Origin of the sequence: Streptococcus sp. Marseille-Q5112, assembly GCF_916700555.1 — a bacterium.
Taxonomy (GTDB): domain Bacteria; phylum Bacillota; class Bacilli; order Lactobacillales; family Streptococcaceae; genus Streptococcus; species Streptococcus symci.
Genome location: NZ_CAKAKP010000006.1, coordinates 64,119 through 87,453 on the forward strand (window position 1 = coordinate 64,119; position 23,335 = coordinate 87,453).

The following is a 23,335-nucleotide window of genomic DNA, read 5'->3' on the forward strand; positions in this document are numbered from 1 at the left end:
TAGCCTCGTAAAAAGGAGAAGAGGATGCAAATTCCAAGTAGATTTACCATTGCGACTCATATGCTGATAATCATTGCCCTCAAGGGGAAAGAAAGCAAGGTGACCAGTGATTTTCTGGCTGCTAGTGTCGGGGTCAATCCAGTCATTATCAGAAAGACCTTGTCCCAGTTGAAGAAGGCAGAGCTGATTTCAGTAGCGCGAGGAACAGGGGGAACAGAGATTGTCAAGGACCTTAAGGACATTAGTCTTTTAGATGTTTATCAGGCGGTCGAGTGTCTTGGTAAGACAGGTCAACTCTTTAGTTTTCATGACAATCCCAATCCAAATTGCCCTGTAGGAGCTCATATTCATGATGTTTTGGATCAAAAATTGGAGAGAATTCAGTTGGCGATGGAGGCTGAACTTGGTCAGACCAGTCTAGAACAAGTCGTGGCCGATGCAGAGAGTCAGATGAAGGATTAAGAGGGATAGATGCCTGCAAATGAAACTCAAAACACTGCTAGAAATCTGGCAGTGTTTTTTTAGATTGCGTAGAACAAACTCCTGGGAAATTCCAGGAGAGTATGAGTGGTTATTTGAACTTGAATCCTTCGTAAATAAGCTCTGTTTTTGGATTTTGTTTCTTAATCTGTTTGGCAAGTGACTTCATCATAGAAAGAGGACCACACATATAGACGGTTGCATGTTCGGGCACTTCTTCTTGATCAAAATTAAGATAGCCGTCTTTCCTACTGTCTACTAGATGGAGTTCAAAATTAGGATTTTTCTGAGCATAGTCACGGAGCAAATCTAGGTAGACTGCATTTTCATCTCCACGGAAGTTATAGTAGAAGTGAACCTGTTTATCTAAAATAGGATGTTCACGGATGTAAGAGATGAAGGGGGTAATCCCAATACCTCCAGCAATCCAAACCTGAGTTTTTCGTTCTTCTTCTATAATCATGTGTCCGTAAGTTCTGTCTATGGTTACTTTGCTGCCGACTTGAAGATTGTCATAGATATTCTTGGTATGGTCACCTGAATTTTTAACAGTAAAGTAAAGAGTTTGACCATGACCTCCTGAGATAGAAAAGGGATGAGGAGCACTTTCAAAGCCTTCTTGGAAAATCTTTAGGAAGGAAAATTGTCCTGCTTGATAGTTGAAAGGTCTGCTAAGATGGATTTGAATTTCTCTAGTATCGTGATTTAAGCGTTTGAGATTGGTAATTTTCCCTAGATAGGGGAAGCCAATCTTTTGATATAGAAAAATGATATAAAAACCAGCCAGTAAGCCTAAAAGGGCATAGCTACCAACAAGAAAACTTAGAAGATTAAATGTAAGGAGACGATTGCCCATCATCATGTAGACATGAAAGAGTCCGAAAATATAAGCTAGATAAACCAGGCGGTGGATCCATCGCCAAGCTTCGTATTGGATGTATTTGCCTAAATAGGCGACAAGGATAATACTGATAAAGATATAGATGGCAAGATTGCCAAACTGAGCAGCTAAACGAGAGCCCCACAAACCGCCCATACTAAAGTTATGAAAGATTAGTAGGATGATGGAGAGAAAGGCTGTGAATTTGTGGACAGTGTAGACCTTCTCCAAACCGTGAAACCAGTTTTCTAGTATTGGGTGACGAGTGGATAGGATAAAAGTCAGAGATAGGCTTGTTAAAGCTAGTCCTGGAATCATGAATTGGGGAGAAGTGTTCATCCAAGTCGAAATAGTCAAGATAAAACTAGCTATGATAAAGAGTAGTCCTTTGATTGATTTCATAGAAAATTCCATTTCATTAAGATTTTGATTTGTTGTAAACAAATTTGTTACATTTTATCATAGAAAAAGTATAGTGTCAAATTGAGGTCTATAAATATCTACTATCATCAAAAAAACTCTCCAATTTAACTGGAGAGTTGCTGTTTATTCTGCGGCTTGTTGCCAGCGTTTTGCTAGCATATGAGATAGGCTCGAAATTGCTAGGTTGAAGCTGAAGTAGATGAGGGCAATCAGGATATAAAGACTAAACACTTGCTCTGGTTCGAAATAACGGCCCATGAGAATTTGGCTGGCTCCAAAGAGTTCTTGTAGGGCGATAACAGAGTAGAGAAGACTGGTATCCTTAATCACGGTTACAAACTGAGAAATGATGGCTGGCAGCATTTTACGGATCGCTTGTGGGAGAATGATGTAGTAGAGGATTTGGGCTGAGGTAAATCCTTGTGACATTCCTGCTTCGTACTGCCCCTTGTCTACGGCATTGAGACCGCCTCGGATAATCTCAGCTAGGGCTGCTGAGGTAAAGAGAGTAAAGGCAGTGATACCTGCTGGAGTGGATTTCATCTTGAACACTAAAAAGATAGTGAAAATCCAGAGAAGGTTGGGAACATTCCGTACAAATTCGATGTAAATGCTGGAGATGATGCGCAAGACAGGATTTTTCCCATTTCTCATGACAGCTAGCACCGTACCGATAAGGGTAGAGAGGACGATGGCAATCAGAGAAATGTAGAGAGTCAAGCCAAATCCTTTAAAGATAAAGACTAGGTTATCTGGGGTCAAAACTTCTAAAATGGATTCCATAGTAACCTCCTAAAGTGAATAGGCTTTTTTGTTGGCTTGCTCCATCTTGCGACCAAACTGGGCAACAGGGAAGCAAAGAGAAAAGTAGAGAAGGGCAGCGCCTAAAAATGCTGGAATGTAGTTTCCGTTAAGTGCCGACCAAGACTTGGTCACAAACATCAAGTCTACACCAGAAATGATAGCGACTGTGGAGGTATTCTTGATGAGGTTAACAATTTGGTTGGTCAAAGGAGGGAGAATGATACGGAAGGCTTGAGGCAAGATAATCAAGCGCATGGCACTGATATAGGTAAACCCTTGCGACAAGGCGGCTTCCATCTGACCGCTAGGAATAGACTGAATGCCTGAGCGAATTACCTCGGCGATATAGGCGCCGTGATAGAGTCCCACGCAGAGAACAGCCGTCCAATAAATCGGAATCATGATGGTGTGGTCACTGATAAGAGGTAGACCATAAAAGACGATAACAAATTGTACCAAGAGGGGAGTGTTTTGATAAAATTCCACAAATATGCGAGCCAAAATTCTCAATATTGGCCGTTTACTGGTCGACATAGCTCCGAAGAAGATGCCTAAAACCATGGCTAGGATAAAGGATCCAATCGCTAGGGCAAGAGTAAAGAGGAAGCCATTGAAAAATTGTCCAAAATCCTGAAAATAGGCTATCCAAGATGATAAATCTGTCATAGAGTGTCCTCCTTAATCTGCGGAATGGCTAGATGGTTTGAGCTTGTAACGGTCATAAAGTTTTTGCAAACTACCATCCTTGCTCCATTTAGTGACCAAGTTATCAAGATAGTCGTTGAGCTCTGTATTTGATTTCTTGGTAACGATACCGTAGTCAGATGGCTTGAAACTATCATCTAGTAGTCCTGTGCGTTTGCTGATGTAGCCAGACAGAATCGAGCGGTCAACGGAAAAGGCATCAATACGGTGAGCATGTAGGGAAGTAATCAATTCTGGGTAGGAACCAAGTTCGACGAATTTAAAGGTCAAGCCTTTCTTTTTACCTAGTTCGGTAATCAAGCGTTGAGTAATGGAACCTTGGGCAACACCGATGGTTTTTCCGTTTAGGTCCTCAATGCTTTTGATTTTGGCAGATTTATTGACCAAAAATCCTGAAGCGTCCGTATAGTAGGGACTGGTAAAGTTGTAAAGTTTCTTACGTTCCTCTGTAATGGTAAAGGTCGCGATATCCATATCGACCTGTTCGTTGTCTAGAAGGGGTCCACGAGTTTGCGCTGTAACAGGTACATAGCGAACCTTGACCTTGAGTTCATCTGCTACCATCTTGGCCAAGTCAGTTTCAATACCGGAATAAGTCCCTGTCTTGGGATCCTTGTAGCCGAAATTGGGAACATCTTGTTTCACACCGACAATCAGCTCGCCTCTCTTTTGAATGTCTGCGACACTGGTATCAGCCTGAACTGGTTTTGCAGCAGCAAGGCTGAAAAGGCTAATCAATAATGCGGATAAAAAGAATTTCTTTTTCATAGGCGCCTCCTTATTTGACTTTGTCACTTTCGTGGTTGATAATTTTGCTGAGGAATTGTTGAGCACGAGGTTCGCTTGGATTGTCGAAAAAGTCATCAACATCTGTCGTATCAACCAAAACCTCTCCATCAGCCATAAAGATGATGCGGTCAGCAACTTCACGGGCAAAGCCCATTTCATGGGTAACGACAATCATATTCATACCCTCGTGGGCCAATTTTTGCATAACTGCCAGAACGTCACCGATGGTTTCAGGGTCAAGGGCAGATGTTGGTTCATCGAAGAGGAGGAGCTCCGGATGCATAGCGAGTCCACGTGCGATGGCGATTCGTTGTTTTTGTCCACCAGAAAGCATGGCTGGATAAGAATCTTTCTTGTCCCACATATTTACAAATTCCAGATATTTTTGGGCTGTCTTTTCAGCTTCTTTTTTATCAATTCCTAGAACTTTTATGGGCGCAAGTGTTACGTTTTCTAACACTGTTTTGTGTGGATAGAGGTTGAAATGTTGGAAAACCATGCCGACTTCCTTGCGAAGCGGTACTAAATCTTTCTGGCTGGCACCAGCAACTTGGTGACCATTTACTAGAAGACTGCCTTTGTCGATAGCCTCTAAACCATTAATCGTACGGATAAGAGTGGACTTCCCAGAACCAGAAGGTCCAAGGAGGACAACGACTTGCCCTTTTTCAAAATGGAGATTGATGTCGCGGAGTGCGTGGTAGTCTCCGTAATATTTTTCGACGTGTTCAAATTCTACTAAAGCCATAAGGAATCTCCTTTGTGTTAGATTTTATAACATGATTCTACACCAAAAGATTTTTCTTGTCAAATCATATCAGAAAAAAATTAGTAAAATTTTTGTAGAAAGCAATCAGGATAGAGAAAAAGCCTAAATCATGTTATAATGAAGCAATAGAATTCTTAGAAAGAGTGGATGTCTTTTTGATAACACCTACTTATGAATGGCAGTTTGCCCCGCAGGTAGAAGATGCGGATTTTACAAAGATAGCCAAGAAGGCTGGACTGGGTCCTGAGGTGGCTCGGTTATTATTTGAAAGAGGGATTCAGAACCAAGAAAGTCTGAAGAAGTTTTTAGAACCTTCCTTGGAGGACTTGCACGACCCTTATCTGCTCCATGATATGGACAAGGCAGTAGAACGGATTCGTCAGGCCATTGAAGAAGGGGAAAATATCCTCGTTTACGGTGATTATGATGCGGATGGTATGACTTCGGCTTCGATTGTTAAGGAAAGTTTGGAACAGCTTGGTGCCGAGTGCCGGGTTTATCTTCCCAATCGTTTTACCGATGGTTATGGACCTAATGCCAGTGTTTACAAATATTTTATCGAGCAAGAAGGAATTTCCTTGATTGTGACGGTGGATAATGGAGTTGCTGGTCATGAGGCCATTGAACTGGCCCAGTCTATGGGAGTGGATGTCATTGTCACAGATCACCATTCCATGCCTGAAACCTTACCAGATGCCTATGCTATTGTCCATCCTGAACATCCAGATGCGGACTATCCTTTCAAATATTTGGCTGGTTGTGGAGTGGCTTTCAAGCTGGCTTGTGCCCTGTTAGAAGAAGTACAAGTGGAATTGCTTGATTTGGTTGCTATTGGTACCATTGCAGATATGGTTAGTTTGACGGATGAGAACCGTATCTTGGTTCAATATGGTCTAGAAATGCTGGGGCATACTCAGCGCATTGGCTTACAAGAAATGCTGGATATGGCTGGGATTGCTGCCAATGAAGTAACAGAAGAAACGGTGGGTTTCCAGATTGCCCCTCGTTTGAATGCCTTGGGCCGCTTGGATGATCCCAATCCTGCCATTGATTTGCTAACTGGCTTTGATGATGAGGAAGCGCATGAGATTGCTCTCATGATTCATCAGAAAAACGAGGAGCGAAAGGAAATCGTCCAGTCTATATATGAAGAAGCTAAGACCATGGTGGACCCTGAGAAGAAGGTCCAGGTTTTGGCCAAGGAAGGCTGGAATCTTGGGGTTCTAGGTATCGTGGCTGGTCGTTTGTTGGAAGAACTAGGGCAGACAGTCATCGTTCTCAATATAGAGAACGGTCGTGCCAAGGGTAGTGCTCGTAGTGTGGAAGCGGTCGATATTTTTGAGGCTCTGGATCCCCGTCGAGACCTCTTTATCGCCTTTGGCGGTCATGCTGGCGCAGCAGGAATGACGCTGGAAGTGGAGAAACTTTCAGATTTATCTCAGGTCTTGGAAGACTATGTCCGTGAAAAAGGTGCAGATGCTGCTGGCAAGAACAAGTTAAATCTAGATGAAGAACTGGATTTGGAGACACTTAGCTTGGAAACGGTCAAAAGTTTTGAACGTTTAGCACCTTTTGGCATGGACAATCAGAAACCTGTCTTTTATATAAAAGATTTTCAGGTCGAAAGTGCTCGTACTATGGGAGCAGGTAACGCCCATCTCAAGCTGAAAATTTCCAAGGGTGAAGCTAGTTTTGAAGTGGTAGCATTTGGACAAGGTAGATGGGCGACAGAATTTGCTCAAACTAAGAATCTAGAGTTGGCAGTCAAATTGTCTGTCAACCAATGGAATGGCCAAACTGCCCTCCAGTTGATGATGGTGGATGCGCGTGTGGAGGGTGTTCAACTTTTTAACATCCGTGGGAAGAATGCAGTCTTGCCAGAAGGGGTTCCAGTCTTGGATTTTGCTGGAGAACTGCCAAATCTGGCGGATAGTGAAGCTGTTATCGTAAAAACAGTTCCTGAGGATATTACTCAGCTGAAGACCATTTTTCAGGAACAGAATTTCTCTGCTGTCTATTTCAAAAATGACATTGATAAGGCCTACTATCTGACAGGTTATGGTACTAGAGAGCAGTTTGCCAAATTGTACAAGACCATTTACCAGTTTCCAGAGTTTGATATTCGCTATAAGTTGAAAGATTTAGCTGCTTATCTCAATATTCAACAAATCTTGCTGGTCAAGATGATTCAAGTATTTGAAGAGTTGGGCTTTGTGACAATCAAAGATGGTGTGATGACAGTCAATAAAGAGGCTCCAAAGCGGGAGATAGGAGAAAGTCAGATTTACCAAAATCTCAAGCAGACTGTCAAAGACCAAGAAATGATGGCACTAGGTACCGTGCAAGAAATTTATGACTTTTTAATGAAAAAAGAATAGCATATAGGAAAGAGTTGGGTAACCAGCTCTTTTTTGAAAACAAATCTTCATTTTGAAAATCATCAAAAAAATGGTATAATGGTAGGAAAAGATTCGGCTAAAAGTAGTGCTTTTAGAATAAGAGGGTAAGCAACCCTATAATCAAGATAAACTAAGCTTTCGGAGGAAAAATGAGTAATATCAGTTTAACAACACTTGGTGGTGTACGTGAAAACGGGAAAAATATGTATATCGCTGAAATCGATGGGTCTATTTTCGTTTTGGATGCAGGTCTAAAATACCCTGAAAATGAACAACTAGGGGTGGATGTGGTCATTCCAAATATGGACTACCTTTTTGAAAATAGGGATCGTATCGCAGGAGTCTTCTTGACCCATGGTCATGCGGATGCCATTGGTGCTCTGCCTTATCTCTTGGCTGAAGCCAAGGTGCCTGTATTTGGGTCTGAGCTGACCATTGAGTTGGCCGAACTTTTTGTCAAAGGAAATGACACAGTTAAGAAATTCAATGATTTCCATGTTATCGATGAGGATACTGAGATTGATTTTGGAGGGACTGTGGTGTCCTTCTTCCGTACGACCCACTCTATCCCAGAAAGTCTGGGTGTGGTCTTGAAGACAGCTGAAGGTAGTATCGTTTATACAGGTGACTTCAAATTTGACCAGACAGCTAGTGAATCTTATGCCACAGACTTTGCTCGTTTGGCAGAAATCGGTCGTGATGGAGTTCTAGCTCTTCTTAGCGATTCAGCCAATGCAGATAGCAATATCCAAGTGGCTAGCGAAAGTGAAGTTGGGGACGAGATCACTCAAACCATTTCGGACTGGGATGGTCGTATCATCGTTGCGGCGGTAGCCAGCAACCTCTCTCGTATCCAGCAGGTGTTTGACGCTGCGGATGCAACAGGCCGTCGTGTGGTCTTGACAGGATTCGATATTGAAAATATCGTCCGTACTGCTATTCGCCTTAAGAAATTGTCTCTAGCTAACGAGAGTCTTTTGATTAAGCCAAAAGATATGTCTCGCTTTGAAGACCATGAGTTGATTATCCTTGAGACAGGTCGTATGGGTGAGCCTATCAACGGTCTTCGCAAGATGTCGATTGGTCGCCACCGTTATGTGGAAATTAAGGACGGTGACCTAGTCTATATTGTAACGACTCCATCTATCGCCAAAGAAGCGGTCATGGCGCGTGTGGAAAACATGATTTATCAAGCTGGAGGGGTTGTCAAACTGATCACTCAAAGCTTGCGTGTATCAGGGCACGGAAATGCGCGTGACTTGCAATTGATGATTAATCTCTTGCAACCTAAGTATCTCTTCCCAATTCAAGGGGAATATCGTGAGTTGGATGCCCATGCTAAGGCTGCTATGGCGGTAGGGATGCTGCCAGAACGCATTTTCATCCCTAAAAAGGGAACCAGCATGGCTTATGAGAATGGCGATTTTGTCCCAGCTGGCGCGGTTTCGGCAGGGGATGTTTTGATTGACGGGAATGCCATTGGTGATGTTGGAAATGTGGTTCTTCGTGACCGTAAGGTCTTGTCAGAGGATGGTATCTTCATCGTAGCAATCACCGTTAACCGTCGTGAGAAGAAAATTGTGGCCAAGGCTCGTGTTCACACGCGTGGATTTGTTTATCTCAAGAAGAGTCGCGATATTCTTCGTGAAAGTTCAGAATTGATTAACCAGACGGTAGAAGACTATCTTCAAGGAGATGACTTTGACTGGGCAGATCTTAAAGGGAAGGTTCGTGATAATCTGACCAAATATCTCTTTGACCAGACTAAGCGTCGTCCAGCTATTTTACCAGTAGTCATGGAAGCGAAATAATTGTTGAAATAAACAGAGAGAAAGTCGAATTTCGGCTTTTTCTTATAGAAAAATAGAGGAAAAAATTATGGCAGTAATGAAAATCGAGTATTACTCACAAGTTTTGGATATGGAGTGGGGAGTGAATGTCCTCTATCCTGATGCTAATCGAGTAGAAGAACCAGATTGTACAGATATCCCCGTCTTGTATCTCTTGCACGGAATGTCTGGCAACCATAATAGTTGGCTCAAGAGGACCAATGTAGAACGCTTACTTCGAGGAACCAATCTTATCGTTGTTATGCCCAATACCAGCAACGGTTGGTACACAGATACTCAGTATGGTTTTGACTATTACACAGCTCTAGCAGAGGAATTGCCAGAGGTTCTGAAACGCTTCTTCCCTAACATGACCAGCAAGCGTGAAAAGACCTTTATCGCTGGTCTCTCTATGGGAGGCTATGGATGTTTCAAATTGGCTCTTGCTACAAATCGTTTTTCTCACGCAGCTAGCTTCTCAGGTGCTCTTAGCTTTCAAGATTTTTCTCCTGAGAGCCAAGATTTGGGGACACCAGCTTACTGGAGAGGTGTGTTTGGGGAGATTAAAGATTGGACAACTAGTCCTTATTCTCTAGAAAGTCTGGCTAAAAAATCGGATAAAAAGACCAAGCTTTGGGCTTGGTGTGGTGAACAGGATTTCTTGTATGCAGCCAATAATCTAGCAGTGAATAATCTCAAAAAACTGGGCTTTAATGTGACCTATAGCCATAGCACTGGAACTCACGAGTGGTATTATTGGGAAAAACAATTGGAACGGTTTCTAGCAACTCTGCCAATTGATTTCAAATTAGAAGAGAGATTGTCATAATTTAGCTTTCTTTCAGCTTGTTTTAGTAAAATAGACTTTATTTGCTAGAAAGGTGGAGGGAAATGCGCTGGATTTTTCGTTTGATAGGGGCTTTCTTTTCTTTTGTGTGGCGTTTGTTTTGGCGCCTGGTTTGGATAGTTGTGCTCTTATGTGCTCTTGCTTTCGGTCTTCTCTGGTATCTGAACGGGGATTTTCAAGGAGCGCTAAAGCAAGCAGAACGGTCAGTCAAGATTGGTCAACAAAGTATTGACCAATGGGAAAAAACAGGGCAACTGCCTAAGTTGAACAAGACAGATAGCCACCAACACTCTGAAGGAAGGTGGCCGCAGGCTTCTGCTCGTATTTACCTAGATCCCCAGATGGATTCACGCTTTCAAGAAGCTTATGTAGAAGCAATTCAGAACTGGAATCAAACAGGTGCTTTTAACTTTGAAATTGTGACTGAGTCTAGTAAGGCAGATATTATGGCTACGGAGATGAATGACGGAGGCACTCCTGTGGCAGGAGAGGCAGAAAGTCAGACCAATCTATTAACGGGGCAATTCTTGTCTGTAACGGTACGGTTGAATCATTATTATCTGTCCAATCCTAACTATGGCTATTCCTATGAGCGCCTTGTCCATACGGCAGAACATGAGTTGGGTCATGCAATTGGCTTGGACCATACAGATGAGAAGTCTGTCATGCAACCAGCAGGTTCCTTTTATGGTATCCAGGAAGAGGATGTCACAAACCTCCGAAAAATATATGAGACTAATGAGTAGGGGACTATTTTTCCCTACTTTTTTGCTATAATGGAACTATGAACAACTTGATTAAATCAAAACTAGAGCTCTTGCCGACCAGCCCTGGTTGCTACATTCACAAGGATAAAAACGGCACCATTATCTATGTAGGAAAGGCTAAAAATCTGCGTAACCGCGTGCGTTCCTATTTCCGTGGAAGTCATGATACCAAGACAGAGGCTCTGGTGTCTGAGATTGTGGATTTTGAATTTATCGTTACGGAGTCCAATATTGAGGCACTTCTCCTAGAAATCAACCTGATCAAGGAAAACAAGCCTAAATACAATATCATGCTCAAGGATGATAAGTCCTATCCTTTCATCAAAATCACCAATGAACGCTATCCTCGTTTGATTATCACCCGTCAGGTCAAGAAGGATGGAGGTCTTTATTTTGGTCCCTATCCAGATGTGGGGGCAGCCAATGAAATCAAGCGATTGCTGGATCGGATTTTCCCTTTTCGCAAGTGTACCAATCCACCGTCTAAGGTCTGTTTTTACTACCATATCGGCCAATGCATGGCCCATACCGTCTGTAAGAAAGATGAGGCCTATTTCAAGTCCATGGCTCAGGAGGTTTCCGATTTCCTAAAAGGGCAGGATGACAAAATCATCGACGACCTCAAGGGTAAGATGGCATCCGCGGCCCAGGCTATGGAGTTTGAACGTGCAGCGGAATACCGTGACCTGATTCAGGCCATTGGAACGCTTCGAACCAAGCAACGGGTCATGGCTAAGGATCTCCAAAATCGCGATGTCTTTGGCTACTATGTGGATAAGGGTTGGATGTGTGTTCAGGTTTTCTTTGTCCGTCAGGGCAAGCTCATCGAGCGAGATGTTAATCTTTTCCCCTATTACAATGATCCAGATGAGGATTTTCTAACCTATGTGGGACAATTCTATCAAGAAAAATCCCATCTAGTACCAAATGAAGTATTGATTCCGCAGGATATTGACGAAGAAGCGGTCAATGTCTTGGTGGATACCAAGATTCTCAAGCCCCAGCGTGGAGAGAAAAAGCAACTGGTCAATCTGGCTATAAAGAATGCACGTGTTAGTCTGGAGCAGAAGTTCAATCTGTTAGAAAAATCTGTCGAAAAGACACAAGGAGCTATTGAAAATCTAGGACGTTTGCTCCAAATACCGACCCCAGTCCGCATCGAATCCTTCGATAACTCCAACATCATGGGAACTAGCCCTGTTTCTGCCATGGTGGTCTTTGTCAACGGAAAACCTAGTAAGAAGGATTACCGTAAGTATAAAATCAAGACCGTAGTCGGGCCAGACGACTATGCCAGTATGAGAGAAGTCATTCGCAGGCGCTATGGTCGAGTACAGCGTGAGGGATTAACGCCACCGGACTTGATTGTCATTGATGGGGGACAAGGTCAAGTTAATATCGCCAAGCAAGTCATCCAAGAGGAGCTGGGCTTGGATATTCCAATTGCTGGGCTTCAAAAGAACGACAAGCATCAAACCCATGAGCTGCTCTTCGGAGATCCGCTTGAGGTGGTGGAGTTATCTCGTAATTCTCAGGAATTTTTCCTTTTGCAACGCATTCAAGATGAGGTGCACCGCTTTGCCATTACTTTCCACCGCCAACTGCGCTCCAAAAATTCCTTTTCTTCACAACTGGATGGCATTGACGGTCTAGGACCTAAACGCAAGCAAAATCTCATGAAGCATTTCAAGTCTTTGACTAAAATCAAGGAAGCCAGTGTGGATGAGATTGTCGAAGTTGGAGTACCAAGAGCAGTAGTAGAGGCTGTGCAAAGAAAGTTGAACCCGCAGGAAGAAAAGGAATTAGCTCAAGTTGCTGAACAAGGAATAATAGAATGGAGAAAAAATGAGTAAAATAAGCAATAAAATATTAGGGACAGTATATGTAATTTCTTATCTCTGCCTTCTTTATTGTCTGTGGATTTGGAATGGACCAATTTTTCTTTTTTTGACGGTTATCTTATTTGGTTTTCCCTTGTTGATAATAGCCCTTCCTTTGTTAGGTTTATGGATATTTACAAAATTGAAATCCCAGATTTTAATTGGTTATATATCGAGTTTATTGAACAGCTATTATCTGTATTTGGTACTTAAAAATTTTCATTTAGAACGAATTACAGATACAGCAGGCCATAAAATTGCTTTATCGTCCGGGCTATCTGTTGCAATTATCATTTTTGATGTGATACTTTTATCAGTTGCTACCTTAGGTTTTTATAAAAATTATATTTTGGTTTTTAAAAAAGAATAATTTGGACCAAGAGGTACTATGAAAAATCCCTGCAAGCTCTTTCAAATTATGGTAGAATGGAAGCAGTAGAATTAGAAAAGGAAATCGATTATGAAATTTCTTGAATTAAATAAAAAACGTCATGCGACTAAGCATTTCACTGATAAGCCAGTTGATCCAAAAGATGTGCGTACGGCTATCGAAATTGCAACCTTGGCGCCAAGCGCCCACAACAGCCAGCCTTGGAAATTTGTGGTGGTACGTGAGAAAAATGCCGAACTGGCAAAATTGGCTTACGGTTCAAACTTTGAACAGGTATCATCAGCGCCTGTAACTATTGCCTTGTTTACAGACACAGATTTGGCTAAACGTGCTCGTAAGATTGCCCGAGTTGGTGGTGCTAACAATTTCTCAGAAGAACAACTTCAATACTTCATGAAAAATTTGCCAGCTGAATTTGCGCGCTACAATGAACAACAAGTCAGCGACTACCTAGCCCTCAATGCAGGTTTGGTTGCTATGAACTTGGTTCTCGCTCTTACAGACCAAGGAATCGGCTCAAATCTGATTCTTGGTTTTGACAAATCAAAAGTCAACGAAGTTTTGGATATTGAAGGCCGTTTCCGTCCAGAACTCTTGATTACAGTGGGTTACACAGACGAGAAATTGGAACCAAGCTACCGCTTGCCAGTAGATGAAATCATCGAGAAAAGATAGAAGGAAGATAATATGACAGCAATTGATTTTACAGCAGAAGTAGAAAAACGCAAAGAAGACCTCTTGGCTGACTTATTTAGCCTTTTAGAAATCAACTCAGAACGAGATGATAGCAAGGTTGATGCTGAGCATCCATTTGGGCCTGGTCCAGTAAAAGCCTTGGAGAAATTCCTTGAAATCGCAGACCGTGATGGCTACCCAACTAAGAATGTTGATAACTACGCAGGACATTTTGAGTTTGGTGATGGAGAAGAAGTTCTCGGAATCTTTGCTCATATGGATGTGGTGCCTGCTGGTAGCGGTTGGGACACAGATCCTTACACACCAACTATCAAAGATGGTCGTCTTTATGCGCGTGGTTCTTCTGATGACAAGGGACCTACAACAGCTTGTTACTATGGTTTGAAAATCATCAAAGAATTGGGCCTTCCAACTTCTAAGAAAGTTCGTTTCATCGTTGGAACAGACGAAGAATCAGGCTGGGCAGACATGGACTACTACTTCGAGCACGTAGGACTTGCAAAACCAGACTTTGGTTTCTCTCCAGACGCTGAATTCCCTATCATCAATGGTGAAAAAGGAAATATCACGGAATACCTCCACTTTGCAGGAGAAAATACAGGTGCAGCCCGTCTTCACAGCTTTACAGGTGGTTTACGTGAAAACATGGTGCCTGAATCAGCGACAGCAGTCGTTTCAGGTGGTTTGGCTGACTTGCAAGCTAAACTAAATGCCTTTGTTGCAGAACAAAAACTCAGAGGAGAACTCCAAGAAGAAGCTGGCCAATACAAGGTGACGATCATTGGTAAATCAGCCCACGGTGCTATGCCTGCTTCAGGCATCAATGGTGCGACTTACCTAGCCCTATTCCTTAGCCAGTTTGACTTTGCTGGTCCAGCCAAAGACTACCTTGACATCGCTGGTAAAATTCTCTTGAACGACCACGAGGGGGAAAATCTCAAGATTGCCCATGTGGATGAAAAGATGGGTGCCCTTTCTATGAATGCCGGCGTCTTCCGCTTTGATGAAACAAGCGCTGATAATACCATTGCCCTTAATATCCGCTATCCAAAAGGAACAAGTCCAGAGCAAATCAAGTCAATCCTTGAAAACTTGCCAGTTGTTTCTGTTAGCCTTTCTGAACATGGACATACGCCTCACTACGTGCCAATGGAAGATCCACTTGTGCAAACCTTGTTGAATGTTTATGAAAAACAAACAGGCCTTAAAGGTCACGAGCAAGTCATCGGTGGTGGAACCTTTGGTCGCTTGCTAGAACGAGGTGTTGCCTACGGTGCTATGTTCCCAGACTCGATTGATACCATGCACCAAGCCAATGAATTTATCGCCTTGGATGATCTCTTCCGAGCAGCAGCAATTTATGCCGAAGCTATTTATGAATTGATCAAATAAAACGATAGAAGTCTGAGATCTTATGCTTAGACTTCTTTTTGGAGGGAAAGTAGATGTCTCAAATTGAAAGAATCAAGCAGGCTATTATGGCGGATCCACAGAATGTCGACTATACAAAGCGTGGCATTGAGCCTCTCTTTGCAGCGCCAAAGACTGCTCGCATCAATATCATCGGTCAAGCGCCTGGTCTTAAAACCCAAGAAGCAGGCCTTTACTGGAAGGACAAAAGTGGCGATCGTTTGCGGGACTGGCTAGGTGTGGATGAAGATACCTTTTACAACTCAGGTTATTTTGCTGTTCTGCCTATGGATTTTTACTTTCCAGGACATGGTAAGTCAGGTGACCTGCCACCTCGAGCTGGCTTTGCTGAAAAATGGCATCCACAGCTCTTGCAAGAATTACCAGATATCCAATTGACCCTCTTGATTGGCCAATATGCCCAAGCCTACTATTTACAGGAGAAAGTCAGTGGCAAGGTGACAGAACGGGTAAAACATTACCAGAACTACTTGCCAACCTATTTTCCACTAGTTCACCCCTCACCACGCAATCAAATCTGGATGGCCAAAAATCCTTGGTTTGAGGCAGAAGTGGTGCCGGATTTGAAAAAAAGAATTAAAACTATTTTAGGAGAAAAAAATGAAAGAAATAACCTTTGACGCATTTTACCAGCTTTACCAAAATGACCAACTTTCTCTAGTAGACGTGAGAGAAGTGGATGAGTTTGAAGCTCTTCGTTTAGAAGGTGCCCAGAATCTTCCTCTGAGTCAATTAGCTGATACTTATGATCAATTGGACAAGGACCAGTTACATTATGTTATTTGTAAATCTGGAATGAGATCGGCGCGTGCTTGCCAATTCTTATCAGAACAAGGTTATGAGGTTATCAATGTCCAAGGTGGCATGATGGCCTTTGAAGAACTGTAAACATTAGAATTTTCTCCTACTTGGTGTGGACTGGGTAGGGGATTTTATTTTTAGACAATTCTCATTTTTAAGAATCTTGAAAACATTCAATATTTACTTCGTGAAGCTTTTTTCATACTCCTATTCATGATATACTAGGTCAGTATTTTATAAATATGAAGGAGATTTTCATGGCTAAAAAAGGTGCCCTAACAGGTTTACTCCTGTTTGGAATATTTTTTGGTGCGGGGAACTTGATTTTTCCGCCTTCTCTAGGTGCTCTATCTGGAGAACATTTTCTTCCTGCTATCGCAGGTTTTGTCTTTTCAGGCGTCGGTATCGCCGTCTTGACTCTTATTATTGGAACGCTAAATCCTAAAGGATATATCTACGAGATTTCAACAAAGATAGCGCCTTGGTTTGCGACTCTTTACCTCTCAGTCCTTTACTTGTCAATCGGTCCATTCTTTGCTATCCCACGTACAGCTACAACAGCTTACGAAGTAGGGATTAGCCCTCTTTTGTCGGATGCCAATAAAGGTCTTGGTTTGATTGTCTTTACAGTTCTGTATTTTGCAGCAGCTTATCTAATTTCGCTTAATCCATCAAAAATCTTGGACCGTATCGGCCGTATTTTAACACCAGTCTTTGCAATATTGATTGTTATCTTGGTTGTTTTAGGAGCTATTAAATACGGTGGAACAAGTCCTCAAGCTGCTTCAGCTGCTTATCAAGCTTCTGCCTTTGGTACAGGTTTCTTAGAAGGTTACAATACCTTGGACGCCCTTGCCTCAGTTGCCTTCAGTGTAATCGCAGTTCAAACCTTGAAACAACTTGGATTTTCAAGTAAGAAAGAATACATTTCAACTATTTGGGTTGTTGGTATCGTTGTAGCCCTTGCTTTCAGCGCTCTTTACATCGGTTTAGGTTTCCTTGGAAATCATTTCCCAGTACCAGCTGAAGCGATGAAGGGTGGAACACCAGGTGTTTACATCTTGTCACAAGCCACTCAAGAAATCTTTGGCTCAACAGCTCAACTCTTCCTTGCAGCTATGGTTACCGTAACCTGCTTCACAACAACAGTTGGTTTGATTGTGTCAACAGCTGAGTTCTTTAATGAGCGTTTCCCACAAATCAGCTACAAGGTTTATGCGACAGCCTTTACTTTGATTGGATTTGCCATTGCTAATTTGGGTCTTGATGCGATTATCAAGTACTCCATTCCTGTACTGGTTATCTTGTACCCAATCACGATTGCTATCGTTATGATTGTCATTGTCAACAAATTTGTTGCCCTTTCAAAACCAGGTATGCAGTTGACAATTGCTGTGGTTACAGCTATTGCTATTGCAAGCGTACTAGGAAGCTCGTTTAAGGTTGAGTTTCTTGCAAACCTTGTCAACGCTCTTCCTTTTGCAAAGGCATCACTCCCATGGTTAGTACCAGCTATTGTCGGAATCTTACTCTCATTGGTTCTACCAAACAAGCAAGAAAGCGATGTTTTTGAAATGGAATAATCACTAAAATCACTTTTGTAGCCAAGTCTACAGGAGTGATTTTCTTTTTTTATCCGATGATAAATGTGTTATAATAGGTAGCAAAAGAGGTGAAGAAATGAATCAAACAGTAGAATATATCAAAGAACTGACAGCCATTGCGTCGCCAACGGGCTTCACTCGGGAGATTTCGGACTATTTAGTCAAGACTCTAGAAGGTTTTGGTTACCAGCCGGTTCTCACAGCTAAGGGCGGTGTCAATGTGACCATCAAAGGTCAAAATAATGAGAAACACCGCTATGTGACTGCTCATGTGGATACGCTTGGTGTTATTGTCCGAGCTGTTAAACCAGACGGCCGTCTCAAAATGGACCGTATCGGTGGTTTCCCTTGGAACATGATTGAAGGAGAAAACTGTACCGTTCATGTGGCTAGCACAGGTGAAAAAGTATCAGGAACCATCCTTCTCCACCAGACCTCTTGCCATGTCTACAAGGATGCAGGAACTGCAGAACGCACGCAAGACAATATGGAAGTGCGTTTGGATGCCAAAGTGACCAATGAAAAAGAAACTCGTGCCTTGGGGATTGAGGTCGGTGATTTTATCAGCTTTGATCCACGAACTGTCGTGACAGAGACAGGTTTTATCAAGTCTCGTCATTTGGACGATAAGGTCAGCGCAGCGATCTTGCTTAACCTGCTTCGTATTTATAAGGAAGAGAAGATTGAATTGCCCGTAACAACTCATTTTGCTTTTTCAGTCTTTGAAGAAGTGGGGCATGGTGCTAATTCTAACATTCCTGCTCAGGTAGTAGAATATCTGGCTGTGGATATGGGAGCTATGGGAGATGACCAGCAAACAGACGAATATACAGTGTCTATCTGTGTCAAGGATGCTTCTGGACCTTATCACTACGACTTCCGTCAACACTTGGTTGCTTTGGCTAAAGAGCAAGATATTCCATTTAAGCTGGATATCTATCCATTTTATGGTTCGGACGCTTCAGCAGCTATGTCTGCAGGGGCAGAAGTCAAACACGCCCTTCTCGGTGCTGGTATCGAGTCTAGCCACTCATATGAGCGCACTCATATTGACTCGGTGGTCGCAACGGAACGTATGGTTGATGCTTATCTTAAGAGCATATTGGTAGACTAATATGTGTTTGATTTGCCAGAGAATTGAGCTCATTAAAGCTGGGGAAAATCCCTACTTTGTGAGAGAACTAGAAACAGGCTATCTTGTGATTGGAGATCACCAGTATTTTGCAGGCTATAGTCTCTTTCTAGCCAAGGAACACGTCACCGAATTGCATCATTTAGAGAAGGAAACTAGAATCCGTTTTCTAGAGGAAATGAGTTTAGTCCAAGAGGCAGTTGCCAAGGCCTTTACTGCCGAGAAAATGAATATCGAACTGCTAGGAAATGGTGATGCCCATCTTCATTGGCATCTGTTTCCTAGACGAAGAGGTGATATGAATGGTCACGGTCTCAAGGGACGTGGTCCAGTCTGGTGGGTTCCCTTTGAAGAAATGACAGCAGAAACCTGCCAAGTAAAATCTGATGAGATTAAACAATTAGTCAAACGTTTATCGCCAGAAGTAGACAACCTATTAGAAATAAAGGAGTAGAAATGAAAAAAAGATACCTTGTCTTGACAGCCTTGCTAGCCTTGAGTCTAGCAGCTTGTTCACAAGAAAAAGCAAAAAATGAAGATGGAGCAGCTAAGACAGAACAAACAGCTAAAGCTGATGGAACAGTCGGAAATAAGACTCAAGAAGCCACCCAGAAAAAAGCAGAAGTGGTTAATAAAGGTGACTACTACAGTATTCAAGGGAAATACGATGAAATTATCGTAGCAAATAAACACTATCCATTATCTAAAGACTACAATCCAGGGGAAAATCCAACAGCCAAGGCTGAGTTGGTCAAACTCATCAAAGCGATGCAAGAGGCAGGCTTCCCAATTAGTGATCAATACAGTGGTTTTAGAAGTTACGAGACTCAGACTAAGCTCTATCAAGATTATGTCAATAAAGATGGAAAGGCTGCAGCAGACCGTTACTCTGCCCGCCCTGGCTATAGCGAGCACCAGACAGGCTTGGCCTTTGATGTGATTGGGACAAATGGTGATTTGGTGACAGAAGAAAAAGCGGCCCAATGGCTCTTGGACCATGCGGCTGATTATGGTTTTGTTGTCCGTTATCTTAAAGGTAAGGAAAAAGAAACAGGCTATATGGCTGAGGAATGGCACCTTCGTTATGTCGGAAAAGAGGCTAAAGAGATTGCAGCTAGTGGCCTCAGTTTGGAAGAGTATTTCGGCTTTGAAGGTGGAGATTACGTCGATTAAAAAATAAACTTTTCTCTTGCAATTCTAGATAAATAGTGTATAATAGATGGGTATGTGAAAAGCATACTTGTGGGAGGTAAAAATCTCTAATTACCGCCAAAACCACAAAGGAGGATTTAAAAATGGCTAAAAAAGTCGAAAAACTTGTAAAATTGCAAATCCCTGCTGGTAAAGCTACACCAGCTCCACCGGTTGGACCTGCTCTTGGTCAAGCTGGTATCAACATCATGGGATTCACAAAAGAGTTCAACGCTCGTACAGCTGACCAAGCTGGTATGATCATTCCAGTTGTTATCTCAGTTTACGAAGATAAATCATTTACTTTCATCACTAAAACACCACCAGCTGCTGTTCTTTTGAAAAAAGCTGCAGGTGTTGAAAAAGGATCAGGTACACCTAACAAAACTAAAGTTGCTACAGTTACTCGTGCACAAGTACAAGAAATTGCAGAAACTAAGATGCCAGATTTGAACGCAGCAAACGTAGAGTCTGCAATGCGTATGATCGAAGGTACTGCTCGTTCTATGGGATTCACTGTTGTTGACTAATCAATAACACGGTAGAAAATCTCACAGCAGTCTATTAGTTGCTTTTCATACTAGGCAAGTGACTGATGCTTGTACTTGAGTACAGCAAGGGAGCTTAACGAAGTAGGAAAAGAAAAATAATAGACTGAAAACCCGCAAGACTTCATCATTTCGAGAAGTGACGTGGGAGATGAAAATCGATTGAACCACTTACAAGGAGAATAGAAAATGGCTAAAAAAAGCAAACAACTTCGTGCTGCTCTTGAGAAAATCGACAGCACAAAAGCATACAGTGTAGAAGAAGCTGTAGCACTTGCAAAAGAAACTAACTTTGCAAAATTTGACGCAACTGTAGAAGTTGCTTACAACTTGAACATCGACGTTAAAAAAGCTGACCAACAAATCCGTGGAGCAATGGTATTGCCAAACGGTACTGGTAAAACTTCACGCGTTCTTGTTTTCGCACGTGGTGCAAAAGCTGAAGAAGCAAAGGCTGCTGGTGCAGACTTTGTTGGTGAAGATGACCTTGTTGCTAAAATCAACGACGGTTGGTTGGACTTCGACGTAGTTATTGCTACACCTGACATGATGGCTCTTGTTGGACGTCTTGGACGTGTCCTTGGACCACGTAACTTGATGCCAAACCCTAAAACTGGTACTGTAACAATGGATGTTGCTAAAGCAGTTGAAGAGTCTAAAGGTGGTAAAATCACTTACCGTGCTGACCGTGCAGGTAACGTTCAAGCAATCATCGGTAAAGTATCATTTGAAGCTGAAAAATTGGTTGAAAACTTCAAAGCTTTCAACGAAACAATCCAAAAAGCAAAACCAGCTACAGCTAAAGGAACTTACGTAACAAACTTGACTATCACAACTACTCAAGGTGTTGGTATCAAAGTTGACGTAAACTCACTTTAATCAGTAGTTTATATCAGAGAACGAGTACGAAAGTGCTCGTTTTTTTAGGTACGACGGGCATTCCGTTCATCTGAGGTGTAAGTCCTCTGTGGGTACCATATACTAGTAAACCCAAAAGTGATTCCCAAGCCTGACTATTGTGAGTAGCTGATCGAACGGCATTAGGATAGACTGTTTAAGTCTGACGCTGGAAATAAGAATCGGCAGAGAAAGAGATAGAGAAATCTTGGCTATACGAATAGGCACGTGATAGTAAAGCGTATATAACGGATAAGGAGGCCAGCAACTCTAAAGTACAAATATGTAGTCGTAACCTATATACGTAAACTACGTGAGCCATTGAATTCGAACTAGAGAGGTGATTAATAGATTTATGCTATAGTCATGGCAGCTTGTATGCTTTTGATTCTAGTTTATCAAATAATGGATTAGAATTGTTAGATAATATCATTTTATGTTATAATGAAGAAAAAATAGAGGTGTTCAGATGTCAGAAGCAGGTCATAAGTTTTTAGCAAAACTGGGGAAAAAACGCTTACGTCCAGGTGGAAAACGTGCCACAGATTGGTTAATTGCGGAAGGAAGATTTTCAAAAGAAAAGAGAATACTAGAAGTTGCGTTCAATAGGGGAACTACAGCAATTGAGTTGGCACAGCGTTTTGGTTGTAAGATAACTGCTGTTGATATGGATGGACAAGCCTTAGAAGTGGCTAAAAAATCTGCTGAAACGGCAGGTGTTGGTCATTTGATCAGATTTGAAAGAGCAAATGCAATGAAACTTCCTTATAAAGATGCTAGTTTTGATATTGTTATAAATGAAGCTATGCTGACTATGCAAGCCGATCAAGCTAAGAAAAAATGTGTAATGGAGTATCTAAGGGTTTTAAAACCTGAAGGTCTTCTTTTGACACATGATGTGCTTCTTAAGGAAGCTAAAGAGTCTATCAGACAGGAATTGTCACAAGCAATTCATGTAAATGTAGGTCCTTTAACTCAAGATGGTTGGGAAGAGGTGATGATAGAATCAGGTTATCGTGATGTGAAAGTATTGACTGGTGAAATGACATTAATGAAATTATCAGGTATGATTTATGACGAAGGTTGGCTAGGAACTTTGAAAATTTGTGTAAATGCTTGTAAAAAGGAGAATAGAAAGCAGTTTTTAACTATGTATAAAATGTTTGATAAGAATAAACAGAACTTGGGCTTTATTGCTATGGCTAGTCATAAATCGTCAAATCGTTAGATAATCATTGATGTTAACTTTTCCTTTCTTCTTTCTTAAAAAATATGCTATAATAGAGAGTAAAAAACTTTGAAAGAAAGAAAAAGATGAATTTAAAAGATTATATTGCAACAATTGAAAATTATCCTAAGGAAGGCATCACCTTCCGTGATATTAGTCCTTTGATGGCTGATGGAAATGCTTATAGCTACGCTGTTCGTGAAATTGTTCAGTATGCTACTGACAAGAAAATTGATATGATCGTAGGTCCTGAAGCTCGTGGTTTTATCGTGGGCTGTCCAGTTGCCTTTGAGTTGGGAATTGGTTTTGCACCTGTTCGTAAACCAGGTAAATTGCCACGCGAAGTCATTTCTGCTGACTACGAAAAAGAGTACGGTGTTGATACCTTGACTATGCATGCTGACGCCATCAAGCCAGGTCAACGAGTTCTTATCGTGGATGACCTCTTGGCAACAGGTGGAACTGTTAAGGCAACTATCGAGATGATTGAAAAACTTGGTGGTGTTGTAGCAGGTTGTGCCTTCCTTGTTGAATTGGATGAATTGAACGGCCGTGAAAAAATCGGTGACTACGATTACAAAGTTCTTATGCATTATTAATGAAAAACAGTCCCTAGGGCTGTTTTCTCTACATTAGGATATAAAAATAGACTATAGCTAGTTAGAGAAAAACTATAATTGAAAACTATATCTTCTTGCAGTATAATAAAAGGACTAGATGTTTGAGATTTAGTTTCATACTCAATGAAAATCAAAGAGCAAACTAGGAAACTAGCCGCAGGCTGTACTTGAGTACGGCAAGGCAACGTTGACGAGGTTTGAATTTGATTTTCGAAGAGTTTCAA

The 23,335-nt window shown here is 41.9% G+C and carries 24 protein-coding genes; 19 read left to right on the plus strand and 5 right to left on the minus strand.

Annotated features, from left to right (window positions below; genetic code table 11):
• The first annotated feature begins 24 nt into the window (after positions 1-24).
• Entirely contained in the window at positions 25-462 is a 438-nt protein-coding gene (locus LG372_RS05680) for an Rrf2 family transcriptional regulator (protein WP_001166795.1), read from the plus strand.
• Positions 463-571: 109 nt separating this feature from the next.
• On the opposite strand, the gene LG372_RS05685 is transcribed toward LG372_RS05680, so the two are convergent.
• The 5 genes from LG372_RS05685 to LG372_RS05705 all read right to left on the minus strand — a co-directional run bounded on the left by LG372_RS05685 (position 572) and on the right by LG372_RS05705 (position 4,829).
• Positions 572-1,762: an oxidoreductase gene (locus tag LG372_RS05685; RefSeq protein WP_225742317.1), complete on the minus strand. Its 1,191-nt coding sequence runs from the start codon at positions 1,760-1,762 to the stop codon at positions 572-574.
• A 144-nt stretch (positions 1,763-1,906) separates the two neighbouring features.
• Positions 1,907-2,566, minus strand: a complete 660-nt coding sequence (locus LG372_RS05690) for an amino acid ABC transporter permease (protein WP_225742318.1) — start codon at positions 2,564-2,566, stop codon at positions 1,907-1,909.
• Between the two features lie 9 nt (positions 2,567-2,575).
• Positions 2,576-3,253 (minus strand): amino acid ABC transporter permease, encoded by a 678-nt coding sequence (locus tag LG372_RS05695; RefSeq protein WP_225742319.1) that lies wholly within the window; start codon positions 3,251-3,253, stop codon positions 2,576-2,578.
• Positions 3,254-3,265: 12 nt separating this feature from the next.
• Positions 3,266-4,060 (minus strand): transporter substrate-binding domain-containing protein, encoded by a 795-nt coding sequence (locus LG372_RS05700; protein ID WP_225742320.1) that lies wholly within the window; start codon positions 4,058-4,060, stop codon positions 3,266-3,268.
• 10 nt (positions 4,061-4,070) lie between these two features.
• Positions 4,071-4,829: an amino acid ABC transporter ATP-binding protein gene (locus tag LG372_RS05705; RefSeq protein WP_070478520.1), complete on the minus strand. Its 759-nt coding sequence runs from the start codon at positions 4,827-4,829 to the stop codon at positions 4,071-4,073.
• Positions 4,830-5,005: 176 nt separating this feature from the next.
• On the opposite strand from LG372_RS05705, the gene recJ reads away from it, so the two are divergent.
• The 18 genes from recJ (at position 5,006) to LG372_RS05795 (ending at position 23,090) form a co-directional block, all read left to right on the plus strand.
• Positions 5,006-7,228, plus strand: coding sequence for a single-stranded-DNA-specific exonuclease RecJ (gene recJ, locus LG372_RS05710; RefSeq protein WP_225742321.1), 2,223 nt, complete (start codon positions 5,006-5,008; stop codon positions 7,226-7,228).
• 170 nt (positions 7,229-7,398) lie between these two features.
• On the plus strand, positions 7,399-9,060 hold the full coding sequence (locus LG372_RS05715; RefSeq protein ID WP_225742322.1) for a ribonuclease J: 1,662 nt from the start codon (positions 7,399-7,401) through the stop codon (positions 9,058-9,060).
• Positions 9,061-9,127: 67 nt separating this feature from the next.
• Positions 9,128-9,907, plus strand: a complete 780-nt coding sequence (locus LG372_RS05720; protein ID WP_225742323.1) for an alpha/beta hydrolase — start codon at positions 9,128-9,130, stop codon at positions 9,905-9,907.
• A 62-nt stretch (positions 9,908-9,969) separates the two neighbouring features.
• Positions 9,970-10,671 (plus strand): M57 family metalloprotease, encoded by a 702-nt coding sequence (locus tag LG372_RS05725; protein WP_225742324.1) that lies wholly within the window; start codon positions 9,970-9,972, stop codon positions 10,669-10,671.
• Positions 10,672-10,709: 38 nt separating this feature from the next.
• Positions 10,710-12,545, plus strand: a complete 1,836-nt coding sequence (gene uvrC / locus LG372_RS05730) for an excinuclease ABC subunit UvrC (RefSeq protein ID WP_225742325.1) — start codon at positions 10,710-10,712, stop codon at positions 12,543-12,545.
• Positions 12,538-12,942, plus strand: coding sequence for a hypothetical protein (locus LG372_RS05735; protein ID WP_049551658.1), 405 nt, complete (start codon positions 12,538-12,540; stop codon positions 12,940-12,942). The genes uvrC and LG372_RS05735 overlap by 8 nt, the downstream gene beginning before the upstream one ends.
• 90 nt (positions 12,943-13,032) lie before the next feature.
• Positions 13,033-13,638: a nitroreductase family protein gene (locus LG372_RS05740; RefSeq protein ID WP_094753439.1), complete on the plus strand. Its 606-nt coding sequence runs from the start codon at positions 13,033-13,035 to the stop codon at positions 13,636-13,638.
• Between the two features lie 12 nt (positions 13,639-13,650).
• Entirely contained in the window at positions 13,651-15,051 is a 1,401-nt protein-coding gene (pepV, locus tag LG372_RS05745) for a dipeptidase PepV (protein WP_225742326.1), read from the plus strand.
• Positions 15,052-15,104: 53 nt separating this feature from the next.
• Entirely contained in the window at positions 15,105-15,710 is a 606-nt protein-coding gene (locus tag LG372_RS05750) for a uracil-DNA glycosylase family protein (RefSeq protein ID WP_225742327.1), read from the plus strand.
• Positions 15,691-15,978, plus strand: a complete 288-nt coding sequence (locus LG372_RS05755) for a rhodanese-like domain-containing protein (protein WP_049510680.1) — start codon at positions 15,691-15,693, stop codon at positions 15,976-15,978. Before LG372_RS05750 ends, LG372_RS05755 begins: the two co-directional genes overlap by 20 nt.
• A 170-nt stretch (positions 15,979-16,148) precedes the next feature.
• A complete protein-coding gene (gene brnQ / locus LG372_RS05760; protein ID WP_001074583.1) occupies positions 16,149-17,474 on the plus strand; it encodes a branched-chain amino acid transport system II carrier protein in 1,326 nt (441 codons plus the stop codon).
• A gap of 97 nt (positions 17,475-17,571) precedes the next feature.
• A complete protein-coding gene (locus LG372_RS05765; RefSeq protein ID WP_225742328.1) occupies positions 17,572-18,609 on the plus strand; it encodes a M42 family metallopeptidase in 1,038 nt (345 codons plus the stop codon).
• A 1-nt stretch (position 18,610) separates the two neighbouring features.
• Entirely contained in the window at positions 18,611-19,081 is a 471-nt protein-coding gene (locus tag LG372_RS05770; protein WP_225742329.1) for an HIT family protein, read from the plus strand.
• Between the two features lie 2 nt (positions 19,082-19,083).
• Positions 19,084-19,800 (plus strand): LD-carboxypeptidase LdcB/DacB, encoded by a 717-nt coding sequence (gene ldcB, locus LG372_RS05775; protein WP_042750442.1) that lies wholly within the window; start codon positions 19,084-19,086, stop codon positions 19,798-19,800.
• A gap of 122 nt (positions 19,801-19,922) precedes the next feature.
• On the plus strand, positions 19,923-20,348 hold the full coding sequence (rplK, locus tag LG372_RS05780) for a 50S ribosomal protein L11 (protein ID WP_001085807.1): 426 nt from the start codon (positions 19,923-19,925) through the stop codon (positions 20,346-20,348).
• A gap of 207 nt (positions 20,349-20,555) precedes the next feature.
• Positions 20,556-21,245 (plus strand): 50S ribosomal protein L1, encoded by a 690-nt coding sequence (rplA, locus tag LG372_RS05785; protein WP_001085675.1) that lies wholly within the window; start codon positions 20,556-20,558, stop codon positions 21,243-21,245.
• Between the two features lie 487 nt (positions 21,246-21,732).
• Complete coding sequence (locus LG372_RS05790; protein ID WP_225742330.1) at positions 21,733-22,491, plus strand: class I SAM-dependent methyltransferase; 759 nt, start codon at positions 21,733-21,735, stop codon at positions 22,489-22,491.
• 86 nt (positions 22,492-22,577) lie between these two features.
• Positions 22,578-23,090 carry an adenine phosphoribosyltransferase gene (locus LG372_RS05795; RefSeq protein WP_001049318.1) on the plus strand — a complete coding sequence of 171 codons (513 nt, stop codon included), beginning with the start codon at positions 22,578-22,580 and terminating at the stop codon, positions 23,088-23,090.
• Positions 23,091-23,335 lie beyond the last annotated feature (245 nt).